The organism is Mycobacterium sp. TY814 (genome assembly GCF_030755175.1).
GTDB lineage: Bacteria > Actinomycetota > Actinomycetes > Mycobacteriales > Mycobacteriaceae > Mycobacterium.
In genome coordinates, this window is record NZ_JAUFRY010000003.1 from 228,286 (window position 1) to 246,761 (window position 18,476).

21 protein-coding genes are annotated in these 18,476 nt (G+C 67.3%); 9 read left to right on the forward strand and 12 right to left on the reverse strand.

Annotated features, from left to right (window positions below):
- Positions 1-64 precede the first annotated feature (64 nt).
- Entirely contained in the window at positions 65-256 is a 192-nt protein-coding gene (locus QXH22_RS22285; RefSeq protein ID WP_306245522.1) for a DUF5302 domain-containing protein, read from the reverse strand.
- A 42-nt stretch (positions 257-298) separates the two neighbouring features.
- Positions 299-742 (reverse strand): PPOX class F420-dependent oxidoreductase, encoded by a 444-nt coding sequence (locus tag QXH22_RS22290; RefSeq protein ID WP_306245524.1) that lies wholly within the window; start codon positions 740-742, stop codon positions 299-301.
- A 55-nt stretch (positions 743-797) separates the two neighbouring features.
- Here QXH22_RS22290 and QXH22_RS22295 point away from each other — a divergent pair, with 55 nt between their 5' ends.
- Together QXH22_RS22295 and QXH22_RS22300 are read left to right on the forward strand one after the other, a co-directional pair.
- Entirely contained in the window at positions 798-1,313 is a 516-nt protein-coding gene (locus tag QXH22_RS22295) for a DUF1697 domain-containing protein (RefSeq protein ID WP_306245526.1), read from the forward strand.
- Positions 1,310-2,143 carry a class I SAM-dependent methyltransferase gene (locus QXH22_RS22300; protein ID WP_306245528.1) on the forward strand — a complete coding sequence of 278 codons (834 nt, stop codon included), beginning with the start codon at positions 1,310-1,312 and terminating at the stop codon, positions 2,141-2,143. The genes QXH22_RS22295 and QXH22_RS22300 overlap by 4 nt, the downstream gene beginning before the upstream one ends.
- Before the next feature lie 15 nt (positions 2,144-2,158).
- Here QXH22_RS22300 and QXH22_RS22305 read toward each other — a convergent pair whose 3' ends face one another.
- Positions 2,159-2,524 (reverse strand): GntR family transcriptional regulator, encoded by a 366-nt coding sequence (locus QXH22_RS22305; RefSeq protein WP_306246436.1) that lies wholly within the window; start codon positions 2,522-2,524, stop codon positions 2,159-2,161.
- Positions 2,525-2,561: 37 nt separating this feature from the next.
- On the opposite strand from QXH22_RS22305, the gene QXH22_RS22310 reads away from it, so the two are divergent.
- On the forward strand, positions 2,562-3,284 hold the full coding sequence (locus QXH22_RS22310; RefSeq protein ID WP_306245531.1) for an NAD-dependent deacylase: 723 nt from the start codon (positions 2,562-2,564) through the stop codon (positions 3,282-3,284).
- Positions 3,285-3,380: 96 nt separating this feature from the next.
- Here QXH22_RS22310 and QXH22_RS22315 read toward each other — a convergent pair whose 3' ends face one another.
- From QXH22_RS22315 to QXH22_RS22325, 3 genes are read right to left on the reverse strand one after another with little or no spacing between them, the layout of a single operon-like run.
- Positions 3,381-4,010 carry a bifunctional 2-polyprenyl-6-hydroxyphenol methylase/3-demethylubiquinol 3-O-methyltransferase UbiG gene (locus QXH22_RS22315; RefSeq protein ID WP_306245532.1) on the reverse strand — a complete coding sequence of 210 codons (630 nt, stop codon included), beginning with the start codon at positions 4,008-4,010 and terminating at the stop codon, positions 3,381-3,383.
- Complete coding sequence (locus QXH22_RS22320) at positions 4,007-4,705, reverse strand: TetR/AcrR family transcriptional regulator (RefSeq protein ID WP_306246438.1); 699 nt, start codon at positions 4,703-4,705, stop codon at positions 4,007-4,009. Before QXH22_RS22320 ends, QXH22_RS22315 begins: the two co-directional genes overlap by 4 nt.
- Before the next feature lies 1 nt (position 4,706).
- Positions 4,707-7,070, reverse strand: a complete 2,364-nt coding sequence (locus QXH22_RS22325) for an MMPL family transporter (protein ID WP_306245534.1) — start codon at positions 7,068-7,070, stop codon at positions 4,707-4,709.
- A 256-nt stretch (positions 7,071-7,326) separates the two neighbouring features.
- Here QXH22_RS22325 and QXH22_RS22330 point away from each other — a divergent pair, with 256 nt between their 5' ends.
- Positions 7,327-7,458 (forward strand): hypothetical protein, encoded by a 132-nt coding sequence (locus QXH22_RS22330; protein ID WP_306246515.1) that lies wholly within the window; start codon positions 7,327-7,329, stop codon positions 7,456-7,458.
- Positions 7,459-7,634: 176 nt separating this feature from the next.
- On the opposite strand, the gene QXH22_RS22335 is transcribed toward QXH22_RS22330, so the two are convergent.
- Positions 7,635-8,387, reverse strand: coding sequence for a 3-hydroxyacyl-CoA dehydrogenase (locus QXH22_RS22335; protein WP_065050124.1), 753 nt, complete (start codon positions 8,385-8,387; stop codon positions 7,635-7,637).
- A gap of 43 nt (positions 8,388-8,430) precedes the next feature.
- Positions 8,431-9,507: a CaiB/BaiF CoA-transferase family protein gene (locus tag QXH22_RS22340; protein WP_306245536.1), complete on the reverse strand. Its 1,077-nt coding sequence runs from the start codon at positions 9,505-9,507 to the stop codon at positions 8,431-8,433.
- A gap of 106 nt (positions 9,508-9,613) precedes the next feature.
- Between QXH22_RS22340 and QXH22_RS22345 the strand changes: the two genes are divergently transcribed.
- Together QXH22_RS22345 and QXH22_RS22350 are read left to right on the forward strand one after the other, a co-directional pair.
- A complete protein-coding gene (locus QXH22_RS22345) occupies positions 9,614-10,426 on the forward strand; it encodes an enoyl-CoA hydratase (RefSeq protein ID WP_306245538.1) in 813 nt (270 codons plus the stop codon).
- 69 nt (positions 10,427-10,495) lie between these two features.
- Positions 10,496-11,866: a DUF2867 domain-containing protein gene (locus QXH22_RS22350; protein ID WP_306277361.1), complete on the forward strand. Its 1,371-nt coding sequence runs from the start codon at positions 10,496-10,498 to the stop codon at positions 11,864-11,866.
- On the opposite strand, the gene QXH22_RS22355 is transcribed toward QXH22_RS22350, so the two are convergent.
- Both QXH22_RS22355 and QXH22_RS22360 read right to left on the reverse strand, forming a co-directional pair.
- Positions 11,867-12,592, reverse strand: a complete 726-nt coding sequence (locus QXH22_RS22355) for a CPBP family intramembrane glutamic endopeptidase (protein ID WP_306245541.1) — start codon at positions 12,590-12,592, stop codon at positions 11,867-11,869.
- Complete coding sequence (locus tag QXH22_RS22360) at positions 12,589-13,737, reverse strand: NAD(P)H-binding protein (protein ID WP_306245543.1); 1,149 nt, start codon at positions 13,735-13,737, stop codon at positions 12,589-12,591. The genes QXH22_RS22355 and QXH22_RS22360 overlap by 4 nt, the downstream gene beginning before the upstream one ends.
- Positions 13,738-13,862: 125 nt before the next feature.
- Here QXH22_RS22360 and QXH22_RS22365 point away from each other — a divergent pair, with 125 nt between their 5' ends.
- The 3 genes from QXH22_RS22365 to QXH22_RS22375 are packed head-to-tail and all read left to right on the forward strand — an operon-like array spanning position 13,863 to position 16,521.
- A complete protein-coding gene (locus QXH22_RS22365) occupies positions 13,863-15,005 on the forward strand; it encodes a type III polyketide synthase (RefSeq protein ID WP_306277032.1) in 1,143 nt (380 codons plus the stop codon).
- Positions 14,999-15,508, forward strand: a complete 510-nt coding sequence (locus tag QXH22_RS22370; protein WP_306245547.1) for an isoprenylcysteine carboxyl methyltransferase family protein — start codon at positions 14,999-15,001, stop codon at positions 15,506-15,508. The genes QXH22_RS22365 and QXH22_RS22370 overlap by 7 nt, the downstream gene beginning before the upstream one ends.
- Positions 15,505-16,521, forward strand: coding sequence for an NAD(P)/FAD-dependent oxidoreductase (locus QXH22_RS22375; RefSeq protein ID WP_306277033.1), 1,017 nt, complete (start codon positions 15,505-15,507; stop codon positions 16,519-16,521). Before QXH22_RS22370 ends, QXH22_RS22375 begins: the two co-directional genes overlap by 4 nt.
- On the opposite strand, the gene QXH22_RS22380 is transcribed toward QXH22_RS22375, so the two are convergent.
- Both QXH22_RS22380 and QXH22_RS22385 read right to left on the reverse strand, forming a co-directional pair.
- Positions 16,518-17,321, reverse strand: a complete 804-nt coding sequence (locus tag QXH22_RS22380; protein WP_306277034.1) for a crotonase/enoyl-CoA hydratase family protein — start codon at positions 17,319-17,321, stop codon at positions 16,518-16,520. The two genes, QXH22_RS22375 and QXH22_RS22380, sit on opposite strands and share 4 nt — an antisense overlap.
- The gene (locus QXH22_RS22385; protein ID WP_306245551.1) at positions 17,318-18,466 is read right to left on the reverse strand and encodes an acetyl-CoA C-acyltransferase; all 1,149 of its coding nucleotides are present in this window, start codon (positions 18,464-18,466) and stop codon (positions 17,318-17,320) included. The genes QXH22_RS22380 and QXH22_RS22385 overlap by 4 nt, the downstream gene beginning before the upstream one ends.
- Positions 18,467-18,476: the final 10 nt, after the last annotated feature.

Below are 18,476 nucleotides of genomic sequence, written 5' to 3' on the forward strand. Positions count from 1 at the left end.
GGGCACTTGGACCCGGTTCGCCGACAGCTCGAATTCGGTTCGCCGACAGCGCTATTCGAGTCGGCTAGCCGCTCTTGCGGCGGAACTCCCGGCGGTTACCGGCTGCGCCGTGCGCCCGCGACTGCTTGCCGCCGCTGTCCTTGTGGTCGGAGCCGCCGGACGACTTCGCCAGCTTGCGTTCGAGGGCTTCGCGGAACTTGCGCTTGTTCTCGTCCTCTGGCTGTTCAGACGATTCCGGGGCGTTCGTTTCGGCCATACCGGCAGCCTAATGGGTGAGGCGGCAAGCCGGTACGCAATATCACCGCCGGCCCGGTGGCATCCCGTACACATGCGAGATCGGCATGGTCAGCAGCACCCGCCGATCGGTGACCATGGCTTCGCGGTATTCGTCCCAATCCGGGTGCTCACCAGCGATGTTGCGGTACAAGGCAATCAGGGCCTCAACGGTGTCGTCGCCGGGCGCCATGGCCGGCGGAGTCAGTTCCGCAGTCCCTTCCGCGACCGCATACGACCACCCGTCATCGGCATCGACCAACAACGATGCACGCGGGTCACGCCGCAGATTGCGGGTCTTGGCGCGCGGCTCGGTGATCGACACCTGCAACACCAGACCGCGGGCGTCGAAGTAGTACTGCACGTTCGACAGCTGCGGCCGGCCGTCGCGCTTGATGGTGGCCAATACTCCGATCGAGTTGCAACTGATCACGGCCAATAGCTTGTCGTCGAAGACGTGGCGTCCCATGCCGAAAGCCTACGTCGCGTTGCATCGTTGTTTGAGGGCCTGCTGGAATCGACTCATGACCAAGTACGCGGCATTCCTGCGCGGTGTCAACGTGGGGGGCGTCAACCTGAAGATGGCCGAGGTGGCCGACGCACTGACCGACGCCGGATTCACCAACGTCCGCACCATCCTGGCCAGCGGCAACGTGCTCATGGAGTCATCGGCCAAGGTCGCCACAGTGCGCACAAAGGCCGAAGCCGCGCTGCGCGAGAAATTCGGCTACGACGCGTGGGTGCTGGCCTACGACCTGGACACCGTGCGTGCGATCGACGACGGCTATCCCTTCGAGCGCGAGGTCGAGGGCTTGCAGTCCTACGTCACCTTCGTCACCGACGCGGACATTCTCGACGAACTGGCGCGACTGAGCCCAGGCCCTGACGAGAAGATCCAGCGCGGCGAGGGCGTCATCTACTGGCAGGTCCCCAAGGGCAGCACCCTGGACAGCGGCATCGGCAAAACGATGGGAAAGAAGCGCTACAAGTCCTCGACCACGTCGCGCAATCTGCGCACCCTGGCCAAGGTGCTCGCATGAGCGACTCCCCGTCCGGGTCGCATAAGGTCGCTCTGACCGGCGTCTCGGAAACCGCGCTCCTGACCCTCAACGCCCGCGCGACCGAAGCGCGCCGCGGCGACGACCGGCTCATCGACGACCCGATGGCGGTGCAGCTGGTCGACTCCATCGATTTCGACTTCGCCAAGTTCGGCCCCACCCGTCAGGACATCGCAATCCGGGCGCAAGCCTTCGACCGCGCCGCGAAGGCTTACCTGAGTGCTCACCCGGCGGCCACCGTGGTGGCGCTGGCCGAAGGCCTGCAGACCAGCTTCTGGCGCCTGGATGCCGCCCTCCCCCAGGGTCAGTTCCGTTGGCTGACAGTTGATTTGCCTCCGGTCATCGACATCCGCAAGCGGCTGCTGCCGTCGTCACCGCGGATATCGGTGCTCGCCCAGTCGGCGCTGGATTACAGCTGGATGGACTCCGTCGACTCCTCGAACGGGGTGTTCATCACCGCCGAAGGACTGCTGATGTACCTGCAACCCGAGCAGTCGCTGGGGCTGATAGCGGAGTGCGCGAAGCGATTCCCCGGCGGCCAGATGCTCTTCGACCTGCCGCCGCGCTGGTTCAGTGTGTTCAGCCGGCTGGGCATCCGCACCTCACTGCGTTACAAGGTGCCGGCGATGCCGTTCAGTCTGTCGCCCGCCGAGGCGGCCGATCTCGCCGCGACGGTGCCGGGCGTCACCGCGGTCCACGATGTGCGGCTGCCGAAGGGGCGCGGGCTGATCTTCAACACCGCGCTGTCGGCGGTGTATCACGTTGCGCTGCTCGATCCGCTGCGCCCGAACCTGACGCTGCTGGAATTTTAGGACGACGCCGGAGTTCTAGTCGTCCGGCACGTTGGTCAGGTAGCGCATGGCGTCGGACTTCGTGAGCCCCAGCGCCCGAGCAACTTCCACGTATTCCTTGGCCGCCGCCGCCATCGCCGCATCGGTGGGGTCGAAGCGGGAGATGAAAGTGCCGAAACGCCCGCGAGTTTCGACGATCGCCGCAGATTCCAGCTCACGGTAGGCGCGGGCGACCGTGTTGGCGGCCACCCCCAGCTGGCCCGCCAAGTCGCGCACCGTCGGCAGCCGGGTGCCCGGCGGCAACGAACCGGTCCGGACCCCGTCGATGACTCCGGTTCTGAGCTGGTCGAATATCGGCTTGCCCGCCTTCACGTCGACCTTCAATAAATCGCGCAACTCCACATAACCAGTATTGCCCACACGCGGCTATCTTTGTGGGATGCGAGTGACGGTGCTGAGCGGCGCGGGTATCTCGGCGGAGAGCGGCGTCCCGACGTTCCGTGACGACAAGAACGGATTGTGGGCCCGCTTCGACCCGTACGAGCTCTCCAGCGTCCAAGGCTGGGAACGTAATCCCGAGCGCGTGTGGGGCTGGTATCTGTGGCGCCACTACCTGGTGGCCGACGTGCAACCCAACGCGGGGCACCGGGCCATCGCGGACTGGCAGCAACATCCTGACGTCACTTCCGTCACCGTCGTCACCCAGAATGTCGACGACCTGCATGAGCGGGCCGGCAGCACCCCGGTACACCACCTCCATGGCAGCTTGTTTGAATTCCGTTGCGCGCGTTGCGGAATGGCATACACCGACCCGCTCCCGGTGATGACGGAGGCCGCTATCGAGGTGGAGCCACCGGTGTGCCGCTGCGGCGGCCTGATCCGGCCCGACATCGTCTGGTTCGGCGAAGCGCTGCCGCAGGGACCGTGGCAGAGTGCGCTCGACGCGACCGAGAACGCCGACGTGGTGGTGGTGGTCGGCACGTCGTCGATCGTCTATCCGGCGGCCGGGTTACCGGAGATGGCGCTGGCCCGCGGCACCGCGGTGATCGAGGTCAACCCCGAAGCCACTCCGCTGTCGCAATACGCCACGCTCTGCGTGCGGGAGCCGGCCAGCCAGGCGTTGCCCGGGCTGTTGGAGCGACTGCCCGCGCTGTTCAACTAGGTGCCGCACGCCGTGTCGGCCGCGAAGGTGAGGCGGACGACGCCACTGCGGCGTGTCGCGTCGGAGAATTCCCGCTCGGCGATTGACCCGGGGGCGCTACGGGCGGTGCGCCCGGCCCAGCGCCAATTCCGACACCGGCAGTGGCGCCCACGCCGGCAACGTCCACTCCCGCCGGGCCCGGTGCACTTCGAATCCAGCGTCGACGATCGCCCGCTCGGTCTCGCGATGTGTGTGGCAGTTGCCGAACATCCTGGGCCAGAACGTCGCATCGGCAAACTGCTGAAATCGGCCGCGGGCACCGGCGCTGGCGACGTGCTCCAGGTACCGCAACTCGCCGCCCGGCCGCAGCAGCGAGTGCAGCCGTCGCAGCACGCCCAGCTGGTCGTGCACCGAGCACAACACCAGCGAACAGACCACGGCGTCGAACGGCTCCACGTCGCCGAGCTGCTCGGCGGTCTCGTGGGTCACCTCCACCGGGATCGGCGCCTCGGCCGCCGCTTGTCTGGCGATGTCCACCAGTCGCCTCTCGGGCTCCACGGCCAGGACGTGTGTGACGGCATCCGGGTAGTAGGCGAAGTTGGTCCCGCTGCCGGCACCGATTTCGAGCACCCGACCCGCCAGGCCGGCCAGATTCTCCCGGCGCAGCACCCGGACCGATTCCGCTTCGTGGGCGGCGAAGACCGGCCACACCCGAGCGAAAAAAGGATTGTCGACACTCGGCGTCATGTTTGCGCCTCCCCTGCGGGGCGCTGCTCGAGCACCCAGTCCACCAACTGCCGGGACGTCGCGTCGGCGCCGACGAGCCCGGCAACCATATGACCGCACAGTACCGCGCCCAGAACCCGCTGAGCGAACGCATCGACGTCACCGAAGGGCAAGTGCGGCTTGGCGATCAGAATCGCGGCCACGCCGTGCGCGGCGGTCCACAGTTCCAGGGCGATCATGGTTGGGTCTTCGGCGCGGTAGACACCCTCGTCCATCAGCGACTGCACCGACACACGCATGTGCTTGAACGCCGAACTGTCCAGTGCCATATCGACATTGCTTCCGGGGCGCCATTCGCCCATGGTGGCGAGCCGGTAGAGCTCCGGGGTCTGCAGCGCGAACCGCACGTATGCCATGCCCTGGGCGCGCAGAACCTCGACGGTGCACGCGCGCCCTACCGCCGCCCGCTCCATCGCCTCGTCGAGGCGTGCCAGATAGCGCGCGCACACCGCATCCAGTAACGCGTTCTTGTCCTGGAAATGCAGGTAGATCGACGGCGACGTGACCCCGACGCGTTGTGCGACCGATCGAATCGACACCGCCCGCGCTTGCCCGGTCTCCAGCAGCAATTCCGTTGCCGCATCCAGGATTTCGTGCCGAAGCCGGTCGCCCGACCCGCGCGGGGCGCGCTGGCGGCGCAGCCCGTGCACGGACACGTCAACCACGGCGCGTCACCGAGGCGTGCACGTCGCGCCCGTTGCGCTGGGACGGCATCTTGGCGGTGTCCGCCTCGCTCGGCACCCGGTGGCCGGCAGGCTCGGCGGGCTCCTCGAAGTGGCCGCCCTCGCTGATGCCGAACCGCTCGTGGACCCACGCCAGCGGCTTGGGCGCCCACCAGTTCCACCTGCCCATTACGTGCATGAAGGCCGGGACCAGGACCATCCGAACCAGGGTGGCGTCGGCGAATACCGCAAGAGTCAGGCCCAGTCCGAACATCCGCATAAAGGACACGTGCGCCGCGATCAGCGCCGCAAACGACATGGACATGACCAACGCCGCAGCGGTGATCACCCGGCCAGTACGAGCCACGCCGAGCGCCACGCTCTCGTCGTTGGCGGCGTGCGCCTGTGCCGGGCTCGGTGTGGCGGGCCGGGCGGCCCCGGACGCCAGCCAGTACTCCCTGATCCTGGAAACCAGGAACACCTCGTAGTCCATCGACAGCCCGAAGGCGATGCAGAACAGCAGCACGGGCATATTCGCGACGAGCGTGCCGCTCGGCGTGGTCCCCAGGGCGCCGAGGTGGCCATCCTGGAAGATCCACACCAAGGCGCCGAACGCAGCGCTCAGCGAGAGCATGTTAAGGATCAGAGCCTTCAACGGCAGGACCACGCTGCCGGTCAGCAAGAACAGCAGGACGAAGGTCACCACGGCCATCAGCCCCAGGACCAGGGGCAGGCGATCGGTCACCGCGTCGACGCTGTCCCGGTTGACCTGCGCGACGCCGGCCATCTCCACGCTGCGCCCGCCCGGCCCGGCCACCTGATGCAGCCGCTTGAGCTGGTTGTCCGAGGCTTGTGAAAACAGCGGCGCGGTGCTGCTCACGGTCAGCAGGGCGCTGCCGTCAGCCATCCCGGTAGCCCCGACCGGCGGGCCGGATGGCTTGCCGTTGATGAACGTGCCGGTCGGCGCCGACACCGCCGACACGTCGGGCACCAGGGACAGCCCAGCGGCGTACTGGCTCAGATCGTCCGGCGTCAGGCCGCGGGCGTCGGGAACAACGACCGGCACAGCCGTCGCCGAGTCGCGCGCGAAGTTGTCACGCAGCTGGTTGCCCACCTGGTGCGACGAGGCCGAGCTGGGCAGCACCCGGTCGTCCGGGAATCCCCATTTCACCGAGAGGAACGGCAGCCCCAGGAGCAGCAACAGCGCCACGACGGCCGAACCGATCGGCAGCCAGTACCGCATCACGAACTTGCTCGAGCGGTACCAGAACAGCTGCTCTACCGGCTTGTGCACCGGCTCGGGGCGCCGGAAAACCCGGCGCAGCAGGCGCCGCACGTCGAATGCATCGATCCGCGGACCCATCAGCACGATCGCGGCCGGAGTGATCACGATGGACGCGGTTGCCACGAAAGCTACCGTCGCCACACCGGCGTACGCGAATGACTTCAAGAAGTACATCGGGAAGGCGACCGTCGCTGCCATGGACAACGCCACCGTGACCGCCGAGAACAGCACCGTGCGACCGGAGGTGGCCATGGTGCGGATCAGCGCCTGTTCCCGGTCGCAACCTTCGGCCAGCTCGTCGCGATAGCGGCTGATGATCAGCAACGTGTAGTCGATGGCCAGCGCCAGTCCCAGGGCGGTACTCAGGTTGAGGGCGAATATCGAAACCTCGGTGGTGAAGGTGACCAACCGCAACACCGACATCGACCCGACCACGGCCAGCGCACCCAGCGCCATGGGGAGCGCCGCCGTCAGCAGCCCGCCGAACACCCATACCAGCACCAGGAAACTGAACGGGATGGCGATCATCTCCATCACGAGCAGGTCGGCCTGGTTCTGTTTGTTGATCTGCGCGTATTCCATCGCCGATCCGCCCGCCTGAACGGTGACGCCGTCGTGGTCGTGAACGAACTGGTCGGCCAGGGTCTGGGCGTTCTTCTGCGCGTCGTTTTCACCGCCCTTGAGGTTGACGACGATCAACCCGGACTTCCCGTCCTTGCTGATCAGATCGGCGGCGGCTTCCGGTGGCGCGGTCCAGGGCGAGGTCGCGTTGTAGACCAGAGGCGACTTCGCGAGCTGTTCGACCAGATCGGTGCCTGCGGTACGGGCCTGATCGCCACGGGCTCCGCCGGGCGCAGTGACCAGGATCAGCATCTGCTGGCCACTCTGGCCGAACTTGGCGGTCAGCTGAGTGATGGCACGTGCCGACTCGGAGTTGGGATCCTGAAACCCGCCCGGTGACAAGCTGTTGGCGACCGGGATGCCGAAGACCGCGGCGGCGATGAAGACCAGAAGGGCGATGCCGATGATGCGTCGCGGTGCCGCGATGGCCAGTCGAGCGATCCCCTGCAGCATGTCGTGTCCCTCCGGCCGGCCAGCGCGCGCCGTCCCGGGCAACCGCACACTATCGGCGCTAACTTAGCAACGCTAACTTACAAGTGTCAAACAAGACCCCTGCAGTGACACGGCCGCAGGTAGGCGATGGTTCAACGGGGCGCGAAATGGGTAATCTCGCGCAGCTCGGCGGCACCCTACCCACCGGTAAGAATTGCCACCAATTTCCGAATCGTGACTCACTGATTCCTTAATGCTGGCTCTTACGCTCAGTGTCATGTGGATCGACGACACCAATGCCGATGTCATCAAGGCTGACTTCGAGGCTCTCTACCACGGCGACATGCTCGTCGAGGGTGAGTGTTCAGAGCAGTTCGAAGAATGGCAACCGCTTCCTACAGCGAGCTGAGGTAACACCATGGGCGTAATTGCACGATTGTTGATGGCCGAACCCACCGTTTCCCGATGGTTTCGTCGATAGCCACCTAGTGGTTCCGATGTAAGCCCCCCGCGACCGCGGGGGGCTTCTTCGGTTTCTGGGGCACGTTCTCGACAAGCCACGGGTGGCTGTCTTGGCCCCGAGGCTCAGCGCGGCGCCATCCGGATGGCACCGTCGAGCCGAATCACCTCGCCGTTGAGCATCGGGTTCTCGATGATGTGCACGGCCAGCGCACCGTACTCGTCCGGGTCGCCCAACCGCGCGGGGTGCGGAACCTGCTTGCCCAGCGACTTCTGCGCTTCCTCGGGAAGCGAGCCCAGCAGCGGGGTCTTGAACAGTCCCGGCGCGATGGTCACCACGCGAATGAGTTCGCGCGAGAGGTCCCGCGCGATCGGCAGCGTCATGCCCACCACTCCGCCCTTGGACGCCGAGTAGGCGGCCTGGCCGATCTGGCCGTCAAAGGCGGCGACCGAGGCGGTGTTGATGATGACGCCCCGCTCTTCTCCCACCGGCTCCGTCTTGGCGATCCGCTCCGCGGCGAGGCGCAGCACGTTGAACGTGCCGATCAGGTTGACCTCGACCACCTTCTTGAAGCCCTTGAGCGGGAAAGGTCCGTCCTTGGACAGCGTCTTGATGGCGTTGCCGATGCCGGCACAGTTGACGTTGATGCGCACCGGGCCCAGGGACTCGGCCAAATCGAGCGCCTTGGCAACCCCGTCCTCGTCGGTGACATCGGTCTGGGCGAAGTGCGCGCGGTCGCCCAGCTCGGCCACCGCCTCCTCACCCCGCAGATCCAGCACCACGACTTGCGCGCCGGCGTCGAGCAGCCGCTTCGTGGTGGCCAATCCCAGGCCTGAGGCTCCCCCGGTGACGACTGCGACGGCGTCCCTGATCTCCACGCCAAAACCCCTTCCATTGTCCCAACCTACTGGTTGGTTGGGACTATACCCAGTCGGAGAGAACCGCTTCGATGTCCCCCACCGCTTCGGCCGGGTGCGGTGTCTCGGCCGGGGTGCGGGAGAAGCGCGGGGCGGGCATCGGCTGCAGATGACCATTGACCTCGTAGAACGTGTTGCGCTCGGTGATGTGGGGTTCGGTGTGCGCTTCGCCGAACGCCAGCACCGGCGTCACGCACGCGTCGGAGTCGGCGAACACCTTGGCCCAGTGGTCGCGGTCGCGGCTACCGAAAGCTTCGACCAGGCGCGCCCGCAACTCGGGCCAGCGCGCGACGTCGTTCTGCGGTGGCAGGGTGGCCGGGTCCAGCCCCAAGCCCTCGAGCATGGCGGCGTAGAACTGCGGTTCGATGGCGCCGACAGCGACATAACGCCCGTCGGCGCATTCGTAGGTGTCGTAGTAGGGCGCACCACCGTCGAGCATGTTGGTGCCGCGCGCGTCGGTCCACATGCCCGAAGCCCGCATCTGCCACATCATCTGGATGAGCACACTGGAACCGTCGACCATCGCGGCGTCGACCACCTGCCCCTTGCCCGAGGTCTGCCGCTCCCACAGCGCCGACAGGATGCCGAGCAGCAGGAACATCGAGCCGCCACCGAAGTCGCCGACCAGGTTCAGCGGCGGCACCGGCCGCTCACCGGCCCGTCCGATCGAATGCAGGATGCCGTTCAGCGAGATGTAGTTGATGTCGTGACCGGCCTGCTGGCTGCGCGGGCCGGTCTGCCCCCAACCGGTCATCCGCCCGTAGACCAGCCGTTCGTTGACCTTGGCGCAGTCCTCAGGCCCCAGGCCCAGCCGCTCGGTAACTCCTGGGCGGTAGCCCTCGATCAGCACGTCAGCCTTCGCGACCAGCTTGAGCACCAATTCGCGGCCTTCGGCGGATTTGAGGTCGGCGGTGACTATGCGCCGGTTGCGGCTCATCGAATCCTTGACCGGGCCACTGGGACCGGGCCGGTCGACCCGCACCACGTCGGCGCCGAGGTCGCCCAGGATCATCGCGGCGTGCGGGCCGGGCCCGATCCCCGCCAGTTCGACAACACGTAATCCACTCAGCGGTCCCGCCATGGGTGCACCGACCTTTCGTCTGCTCTGACGCCCTAACAACCGGTTGATTGCATCTTCGCAGCCGCCTCGGGCGACCGTGCAGCCCGGGTCGCTTACTGTGAATCGCATGTCCGAATCTGGAATTGCCGCTCTCGCCCCTGTCGCGGGCCTCGACGTCGACCTGACCGACGGCGTGCTGTCGTTGACGATCAACCGGCCCGACAGCCTCAACTCGCTGATCATTCCGGTGATCACCGGCCTGGCCGACGCAATGGAGGCCGCCGCCACCGACCCCGCGGTGCGGGTGGTGCGACTCGGCGGCGCCGGTCGCGGCTTCAGCTCCGGGGCCGGCATCAGCGCCGACGACATGTCCAGCGGCGGCGGCGTCCCGCCGGACGAGATCATCCTCGAGATCAACCGGCTGATCCGGGCCATCACCGCACTGCCGCACCCCGTGGTTGCCGTCGTACAGGGACCTGCGGCCGGCGTCGGCGTCTCCATCGCACTTGCCTGTGATGTCGTATTGGCTTCTGAAAAAGCGTTTTTCATGCTTGCGTTCACCAAGATCGGGTTGATGCCCGACGGTGGGGCCTCGGCTTTGGTCGCTGCCGCGGTCGGCCGGATCAGGGCGTTGCGGATGGCGTTGCTGCCCGAGCGGCTCACGGCGACCGAGGCGCTGTCGTGGGGTCTGGTGAGCGCGGTCTACCCCGCCGACGACTTCGACGCCGAGGTGGCCAAGGTGGTCACCCGCCTGCTGACTGGCCCCGCGGTGGCGTTCGCCAAGACCAAAGCCGCGATCAATGCGGCCACACTGACCGAACTCAGCCCCACCCTGGACCGGGAGTTCGACGGTCAACGAGGCTTGTTGCAGGCACCCGACTTCAAGGAGGGCACCCGGGCATTCCAGGAGCGCCGCTCCCCCAATTTCACGGACTCCTGAGTTGCAGGATTACCAATCCGTTCTGGCGTCTACTCCGAATAATTGGTGACTGTGAGCGAACGGGGTCCTGTGGCGGCTGAACCGATTCATTGCTTGGTGACCGGAGCGACCGGTTACATCGGCGCGCGGCTGGTGCCGCGCCTGCTTGACGAGGGCCATCGCGTGCGCGCGCTGGCACGCAACCCCGGCAAGCTCGACGACGTGCCGTGGCGATCCGACGTCGAGGTGGCGCGCGGCGACCTCGGCGACGTCGACTCCCTCATCAAGGCATTCGACGGGATCGACGTCGTCTACTACCTGGTGCATTCCATGGGCGGTGGAGCGAAAGACTTTGCCGCCGAGGAAGAACGCGCGGTACGCAACGTGGTGACGGCCGCCCGCCGGGCCGGGGTGCGCCGGATCGTCTATCTGAGCGGTCTGCACCCCGAGGACAAAGAGCTGTCTCCGCACCTGCGGTCCCGCAAGGCGGTGGGCGATCACCTGATCGACTCTGGAATCGAAACCGTGGTGCTGCAGGCCGGTGTGGTCGTCGGGGCGGGTTCGGCGTCGTTCGAGATGATCCGGCACCTGACCGACCGGCTGCCGGTGATGACCACCCCGAAGTGGGTGCACAACAAGATCCAGCCGATCGCGGTGCGCGACGTGCTGTACTACCTCGTCGCGGCCGCAACGGCGCCGGTGCCGTCCTCGCGCACCTGGGACATCGGCTGTCCCGACGTACTGGAGTACGGCGACATGATGCGGATCTACGCCGAGGTGGCGCGCCTGCACAAGCGCTACCTCATCGTGTTGCCGTTCCTGACGCCGACGATCGCCAGTCTGTGGGTGGGCACCGTGACACCGATTCCGCCCGGTTTGGCACGCCCGCTGATCGAGTCGCTGGAGTGCGACGCGGTCATGCACAACTGCGACATCGACTCGATCATCGAGCGACCCCCGGGCGGGCTGACGGGATACCGGCGCGCCGTCGCGGTGGCCCTCAATCGCGCGTTCGCCGGCCTGCCCGATCCGACCTGGGACTCGCTGGACTCCGAGCCGGCCGAGCTGTTGCCCAGCGACCCGGATTGGGCCGGCGAGATCATCTTCGACGACGTGCAGTCAGCTGCGACCTCAGCCGGGCCCGATGAACTGTGGAAGGCCGCGGAAAACGCCGCCAACCGCGGCCGGTGGTATTCGTTTCCGCTGGCGCCGCGACGGCGCTACTCGGCCACCCGGTGGAGCGTCGCGGCGAGCGAACCGGGCGAGAAGCTGCGGCTGCGGGCGGAAGTGCGCGCACCGGGACAAGCCTGGCTGGAGATCACCACCGCGCCGGGCAGGTACACGCAGCGGGCAATCTTCTACCCGCGCGGCATCCCCGGCCGGTTGTACTGGTTCCTGTTCCGGCCGCTGCACATGGCTGAACTCCGCAAACTGGCGCGCGACGTCGTCGCCGGCCAGTAGCTACAAAACGCCGAACATCGGCGGCAGCGCCAGCACCATGATCAGGCCCCAGACGAAGTGGGTCAGCATGGGCGCCAGCACGCCGCCGGTGGCACGCCGGGACAACGCGTTCACGGTGCCCAGGATCACCCCGGCGAACCCGAGCATCGGGTTTCCGCTGGCCATGGTCGCGGCGACGTACAACACCGTCGAGATAACCACCGGATGGTGCCGGCCCAGCGCCGTGTAGAGGGCGCCGCGGAAGAACACCTCCTCGGTCACCCCGTTGACCACGGTGATCAGCACGATCAGCAGGAACGGCCCCTGGTGTGCGTACTGCAGCACGCGGGTGATCCACGTGTCGATCGGCTGGATCTCCCGGACGATCAGGCCGCCCACCACGAAGATGCCGCCGAGGATCAGACCGATCGTGGTGCCGGTGATGACGGGACGCTGATTGCGGCCACGCCAGCAGATGCCGCCCAGGTGCAGGGGTCCGGAGGCGAACGCGCCGAGCAACCACACGGCGGCCAGCGCCAGCGTCAGCCAGTAGAAGCTGGCCTCGCCCGGCCGGGTCCGCAGCGAGATGCCCAGTATCGCGGCCCCGAGCACCAGCGTGATCGCGACGACGATGCGGCGGCGAAGCACGACGCCGGGCGGTTCATGATGCGGCACCGCGACTTTGACCATCGCGCGGCGGATCTCCTGGAAGGCGCTGGTGCGGTTGGGGGTAGCAGTTTGGGTCATGCCGTGCGGATCCTCGGGGTGAGCGTTAGCAGGATGTCCAGGCTGGTACGCAACGCACCGGCAAGGGGGCCGGGGACGATGTTAACCAGTCGGAGGGTGGGCCGCACGATGGGCGGCGTGACGGTCCGGGCGAGCCGGCGGATGCGTAAGGCGTCCCCGCCCGCCCATATCGGGTCGCTGTCGGCGAGATGGTGCGGGTCGGCCAGCGCGCTGACCGGCCGGGGCGGGTGATCGGTGTGGCCCGACAACGCCAGCGAAATCGCCTCATCGATGCCCAGCAGGCCGCCCGGCGGGTCGGGCACCTTGTTCTGCAGACCGCTGCCCGACGCGCGCATCGGATGGTCGAGCGACTCCACCAGGTCCCCGGCCAGGCCCCTGGGCACCGGCAGCGCTATCGCCGCGAACAGCGACGCGATCGAGGTGTCGATGCCAGGGACACGGCATGCGGCATGCCATCGGCCGGAAATGTGCGCGTATCGCTTGAGCAGGTCGCGGTAGGAGGTTGTTTCGGGGCCGCTGATGTCGTAGGCGCCGGCCGGGACCTTGTCCGGGTCGGCCGCAGCCACCAGGTAGTGCAGGACGTCGCGGATCGAGATCGGATCGAGCGGGTTGTGCATCCAGCTCGGCATCGGCATGACGGGAAACCGGTCACCGACGTAACGCAGGATCTCGAACGACGTCGACCCCGCTCCGATGATCAGTGCCGCGCCCAGCCACACCAGCTCCGGGCCGTTGTCGACGGAAAGGGACTCGGCCACCTCGGCACGGCTGGTCAGATGTTCCGACAGCGCTTCGTCGTCGGGTACGAACCCGCCCAGGTAGACGATGCGGCGCACCCCGGCGTCGCGGGCCGCGGTGGCGACGTTGGTGGCCGCCGCGTTGTCGGCTTCGCGGAAGTTCGCCTGACCGATCCCGTGCACCAGGTAATAGACCACCTCGACGGGGCCGGCCGCGTCGAAAGCGGCCCGCGCCGACGCCGCATCCGCCGCGTCCAGCTGGACCGCCGTCACGTCGTCTGACCAGCCAAAGCGCTTGAGGCTGCTCGGGTTTCGGCTGGCGGCCACTACCTCGTGACCAACGTCCAGCAGTGCTGTGACCAGACGTGAACCCACATACCCGGTGGCGCCTGTCACCAGAATCCGCATATTCCCAACCTAACTGTCGCGTTCGGGGTCGTTGTAAGGGCCGAAAGCCCCGCGTTGCAGGGCAACTGTCCCCAGTCAGGTACCCCAACCCGGGCCTCGGCAAATCGGTGCAGGTCAACGGGTCGGTGAACCGCGACGACAGCGGCACCGTGACTGGCTACATGAGCATTACCTCAGGGGGAGATTCGGCACGTCCCGTCACACAGCTTTCCGTTGCCGAGAACACGCCATCAGTCGCGGGGGTTGCCGTGCAGTTCCCGCACCACCTCAACAGCCAAGAGGACACCATCGCGGCACTCACCGACTTCGCCGGGCCGGAGTTCCGGCGTTTCGCCCTGAGCAGCGGCGTGCAAGCTCGGCACACGGCTCTGCCGCTCTCGCGCTACGCCGACCTCAGCGGGTTCAGCGAAGCCAACGACACCTTCATCGGGGTGGCACTTGATCTGGCCGAACAGGCGCTGCTCCGGGCGCTGGACACGGCCGGGGTGCGCCCGTGCGACGTCGACATCGTCTTCTCGACGACCGTCACCGGACTCGCGGTGCCGACCCTGGAGGCGCGTCTGGCCAAACGAGTGGGACTGCGCCAAGACGTCAAACGTGTCCCGCTGTTCGGCCTGGGATGCGTCGCGGGCGCGGCCGGCGTGGCCCGGATGCACGACTATCTGCGGGCATTTCCGGACCAGGTCGGCGTGCTACTGGCGGTCGAGTTATGTTCTCTGACGATTCAGCGCGAAGATAGCTCCGTGGCTAATCTTGTCGCATCCAGCCTGTTCGGTGACGGCGCGGCCGCCGTAGTGGCCACCGGTGCCCGCCGTGCGACATGTCGGGCCGCTCATGGCCCACAGGTCCTGGCCACCCGCAGCCGCATCTATCCCGACACCGAAGAGGTGATGGGCTGGAAGATCGGCAGTGACGGCTTCCGGATCGTGCTGTCGGCCGATGTGGCGACGGTCGCCGAGAAGTACCTGGGCGACGACGTGCGGACATTCCTCGCCGACCACGGGCTGACCCCGGAGGACGTTTCGACGTGGGTCTGCCACCCGGGCGGGCCCCGGGTGATCGAAGCGGTGGAGAAGGGATTGGGACTGCCCGGCGATGCCCTGGATTACACTCGGAAGTCATTGCGCAGCAACGGAAACCTGTCGTCGGTGTCGGTACTGGACGTGCTCGCCGCCAATATGGCCGATCCCCCGCCGGCCGGGTCGATCGGACTGATGATCGCGATGGGGCCGGCATTCTGCTCGGAATTGGTACTGCTCCGATGGTAGGTCCTTATTACCTCCTGATCCTGGCGGTCGTGCTGGAACGGCTGGCCGAGCTTGCGGTGTCCCGCCGAAACGCGAAATGGTCATTTGCCCAGGGCGGCAAGGAGTTCGGTCGGCCGCACTACGTCGTCATGGTCATCCTGCACACCGCCCTGCTGGTCGGCTGCCTGGTGGAACCGTGGGCATTGCACCGCCCGTTCATCCCGTGGCTCGGCTGGTCGATGGTGGTGGTACTGGCACTCTGCCAGGGGCTGCGCTGGTGGTGCATCACGTCGCTGGGCAAGAGGTGGAACACCAGGGTGATCGTGCTGCCGCACGAACCGCTGGTGAAGAAGGGCCCCTACCGATTCCTGCACCACCCGAATTATGTTGCGGTGGTGGCCGAAGGCATCGCCCTGCCGATGGTGCACACCGCATGGCTGACCGCGATCATCTTCACGCTGGCCAACGCCGCGCTGCTGACGGTCAGGTTGCGCGTGGAGAACTCGGTGCTGGGTTACGCATGACGGACTACGACGCAGACCTGCTGGTGGTCGGGGGCGGCCCCGGCGGCCTGGCCACCGCGCTACACGCACGCGCACAGGGGCTTTCGGTGATCGTGGCCGAACCCCGGGAGGGCCCCATCGACAAGGCGTGCGGGGAAGGACTGATGCCCGGCGGCCTCGCCGAGCTCACCTCACTCGGCGTCGACCCGGTCGGCATGCCCTTTCGCGGAATCGCGTATGCCAACCAGCATCGCCGGGCCGAAGCGTTGTTCCGCACCGGCCCGGGCCGCGGGGTACGGCGCACCACGTTGCACGCGGCACTGGCGGCACGCGCCAAAGAGGTTGACACGGAGTGGATCCGGACGAAGGTGAGCACCGTCGCGCAGGACTCTTCCGGTGTGTCGGCGGCGGGCGTGCGGACCCGGTGGCTGGTGGGCGCCGACGGGTTGCATTCGGCGGTGCGCCGCGCCGTCGGGATCGCCGCGACGCGCGGCACCCCGCGTCGCCACGGACTGCGCTGGCACTACCGGGTGCCGGCCTGGTCGGAGTTCGTCGAAGTGCATTGGTCGCGCTGGGGCGAGGCGTACGTGACGCCGGTGGAACCGGATCTGGTAGGCGTGGCGATCTTGTCCCGCCAGCGTCCGGAGCTCGACTGGTTCCCTTGGCTGGCAGCGCATTTGGACGGGGCCGACCGCACGCCGGCGCGCGGCTGCGGGCCGTTGCGGCAGGTGGTGTCCCGGCGCGTGGCCGGCCGGGTGCTGCTGGTCGGCGACGCCGCCGGGTACGAGGATGCGTTGACCGGTGAGGGCATCAGCCTCGCGGTCAAGCAGGCCGCCGCGGCCGTCGGCGCCCTCGTCGACGACGCCCCACAGGCCTACGAGCGTGCCTGGCACCGGGTGACCCGCGATTATCGGCTACTCACCCGGGGTCTGGTACTGGCCAGCACCCCCCGCGTGGTGCGCCGGGCGCTGGTGCCGGCCTGCACGGCGATGCCGCCCCTGTTCCAGTGGGGCGTCAACGTGCTCGCCTCCTAGCGCGCCTTCCACACCGGATCGCGCTTTTCGGCGAACGCCAGCGGCCCTTCCCGGGCGTCCTCAGACCTGATCAGCGAACGCATTTCGCGCATCGTGCGGTCCCAGCCCACTTCCTCGGCGGTGATCACGCCCTCGTCAACGCCGTAGGCGATGCGCTTACTGGCCTGCACCGACAGCGGCGCATTGACGGTCACCCGGGCGGCCAGGGTCAGGGCGGCATCCAAGACCGTGCCCTCCTTGACCACCTGGTTGATCAGGCCCCACTCGTAGGCGTCCGACGCCGTCAGTGGCTCGCCGGTCAACAGCAGCTCCATCGCGACCTTGTGCGGCAACTGGTCCATGATCCGGAACACGCCACCGGCAGCGGCGATCAAGCCGCGTTTCACCTCGGGCAAACCGAACTGGGCACGCTCGTCGGCCACCACCAGGTCACTGGCCAGCGCCAGCTCGGTGCCGCCGCCCAGTGCCGTCCCGTTGACCGCGGCGATGGTGGGCTTGTCGATGAAGTGGTGCACGTAACCGGCGAATCCCCACTCCGGACGATCCGGGTGGTAGATGTTCTCCCGGCGCGAGATCGCCTTGAGGTCGGCACCGGCGCAGAACGACTTGTCGCCTGCGCCGGTGATCACGACCGCCCGCACCTCGGGATCCTGCTGGGCTTCCTCCAGCGCATTACCGACCCCGATGCTCACCGCGCCGTTGACCGCGTTGCGGGCCTCCGGCCGGTTGATGGTGATGATCATGACGTTGCCGCGGCGCTCGACCAGAGCGCCGGGCGCATCGTTGGGAACGTGGGTCACAGGAGCTCTAAAATGGTGGCGTTGGCCTGCCCGCCGCCCTCGCACATGGTCTGCAAGCCGTAACGAATTCCCTTGTCCCGCATGTGGTAGAGCAGTGTGGTCATGATGCGGGCACCCGAGCCGCCGAGGGGGTGGCCGAGGGCGATCGCCCCGCCGTTGGGGTTCAGCTTGGTCTCGTCGGCACCGATGTCCTTGAGCCAGGCCAGCGGAACCGGCGCGAACGCCTCGTTGACCTCGTAGGCGCCGATGTCGCCGATGGACAGGCCGGAGCGCTTGAGCACCTTCTGAGTGGCCGGGATGGGCGCGGTCAGCATGATCACCGGGTCCGCCCCGGCCAGCGTCGCGGTGTGCACCTTGGCGATCGGCTTCATGCCCAGTTCCTTGGCCTTCTCCGCAGACATGAACAGCAGCGCCGCCGAGCCGTCGGAGATCTGCGAGGAGTTGCCCGCGTGGATCACGCCGTCCTCCTTGAAGGCGGGCTTCAGCGAGGCCATCTTCTCCATCGGGGTGCCGCGGCGGATGCCCTCGTCCTTCAGAACCACGTTCCCGTCGCCGTCCTTGATGCCCACGATCTGGTCGTCGAAAGCACCGGCATCCTGTGCGGCAGCGGCCTTTTCGTGCGAGTCCAGGGAGAACTGGTCGAGGTCGAGGCGGGAGAAGCCCCACTGCTCGGCGATCATCTCGGCGCCGATGCCCTGGTTGGGGATCTTGCCCTCGTAGCGGCTCAGGAAGTTCTCCGGGTAGGGGCGGCCACCGTTGGCCAGCGAAGCGCCCATCGGGGTCCGCGACATCGACTCCACACCACCGGCGACCACCACGTCGTAGTGGCCGGCCACCACACCGGCCGCGGCGAAGTGCACCGACTGCTGGCTCGAGCCGCACTGGCGGTCCACGGTCACCCCGGGCACCGATTCCGGCCAGCCGGCGGTCAGCAGCGCCGTCCGGCCGATGTCGAGGGCCTGCTCGCCGGCCTGCATCACACAGCCCCAGATGACGTCGTCGACGAGCTCGGGGTCGATGCCGGCTTTGGTGACCAAACCGTTGAGGACCTGCGCGGACAGCTCGGCCGGGTGCACCCCGGACAGTCCTCCGTTGCGCTTTCCGATGGGGGAACGCACTGCCTCGACGATGACGGCTTCAGCCATGAGATGTCTC

Excerpts from the sequence above, each read along its gene's own strand:
- QXH22_RS22285 (WP_306245522.1), bottom strand. The coding sequence starts at position 256 with ATGGCCGAAACGAACGCCCCGGAATCGTCTGAACAGCCAGAGGACGAG.
- QXH22_RS22290 (WP_306245524.1), bottom strand. The coding sequence starts at position 742 with ATGGGACGCCACGTCTTCGACGACAAGCTATTGGCCGTGATCAGTTGC.
- QXH22_RS22295 (WP_306245526.1), top strand. The coding sequence starts at position 798 with ATGACCAAGTACGCGGCATTCCTGCGCGGTGTCAACGTGGGGGGCGTC.
- QXH22_RS22300 (WP_306245528.1), top strand. The coding sequence starts at position 1,310 with ATGAGCGACTCCCCGTCCGGGTCGCATAAGGTCGCTCTGACCGGCGTC.
- QXH22_RS22310 (WP_306245531.1), top strand. The coding sequence starts at position 2,562 with ATGCGAGTGACGGTGCTGAGCGGCGCGGGTATCTCGGCGGAGAGCGGC.
- QXH22_RS22315 (WP_306245532.1), bottom strand. The coding sequence starts at position 4,010 with ATGACGCCGAGTGTCGACAATCCTTTTTTCGCTCGGGTGTGGCCGGTC.
- QXH22_RS22325 (WP_306245534.1), bottom strand. The coding sequence starts at position 7,070 with ATGCTGCAGGGGATCGCTCGACTGGCCATCGCGGCACCGCGACGCATC.
- QXH22_RS22330 (WP_306246515.1), top strand. The coding sequence starts at position 7,327 with ATGTGGATCGACGACACCAATGCCGATGTCATCAAGGCTGACTTCGAG.
- QXH22_RS22340 (WP_306245536.1), bottom strand. The coding sequence starts at position 9,507 with ATGGCGGGACCGCTGAGTGGATTACGTGTTGTCGAACTGGCGGGGATC.
- QXH22_RS22345 (WP_306245538.1), top strand. The coding sequence starts at position 9,614 with ATGTCCGAATCTGGAATTGCCGCTCTCGCCCCTGTCGCGGGCCTCGAC.
- QXH22_RS22355 (WP_306245541.1), bottom strand. The coding sequence starts at position 12,592 with ATGACCCAAACTGCTACCCCCAACCGCACCAGCGCCTTCCAGGAGATC.
- QXH22_RS22360 (WP_306245543.1), bottom strand. The coding sequence starts at position 13,737 with ATGCGGATTCTGGTGACAGGCGCCACCGGGTATGTGGGTTCACGTCTG.
- QXH22_RS22370 (WP_306245547.1), top strand. The coding sequence starts at position 14,999 with ATGGTAGGTCCTTATTACCTCCTGATCCTGGCGGTCGTGCTGGAACGG.
- QXH22_RS22375 (WP_306277033.1), top strand. The coding sequence starts at position 15,505 with ATGACGGACTACGACGCAGACCTGCTGGTGGTCGGGGGCGGCCCCGGC.
- QXH22_RS22385 (WP_306245551.1), bottom strand. The coding sequence starts at position 18,466 with ATGGCTGAAGCCGTCATCGTCGAGGCAGTGCGTTCCCCCATCGGAAAG.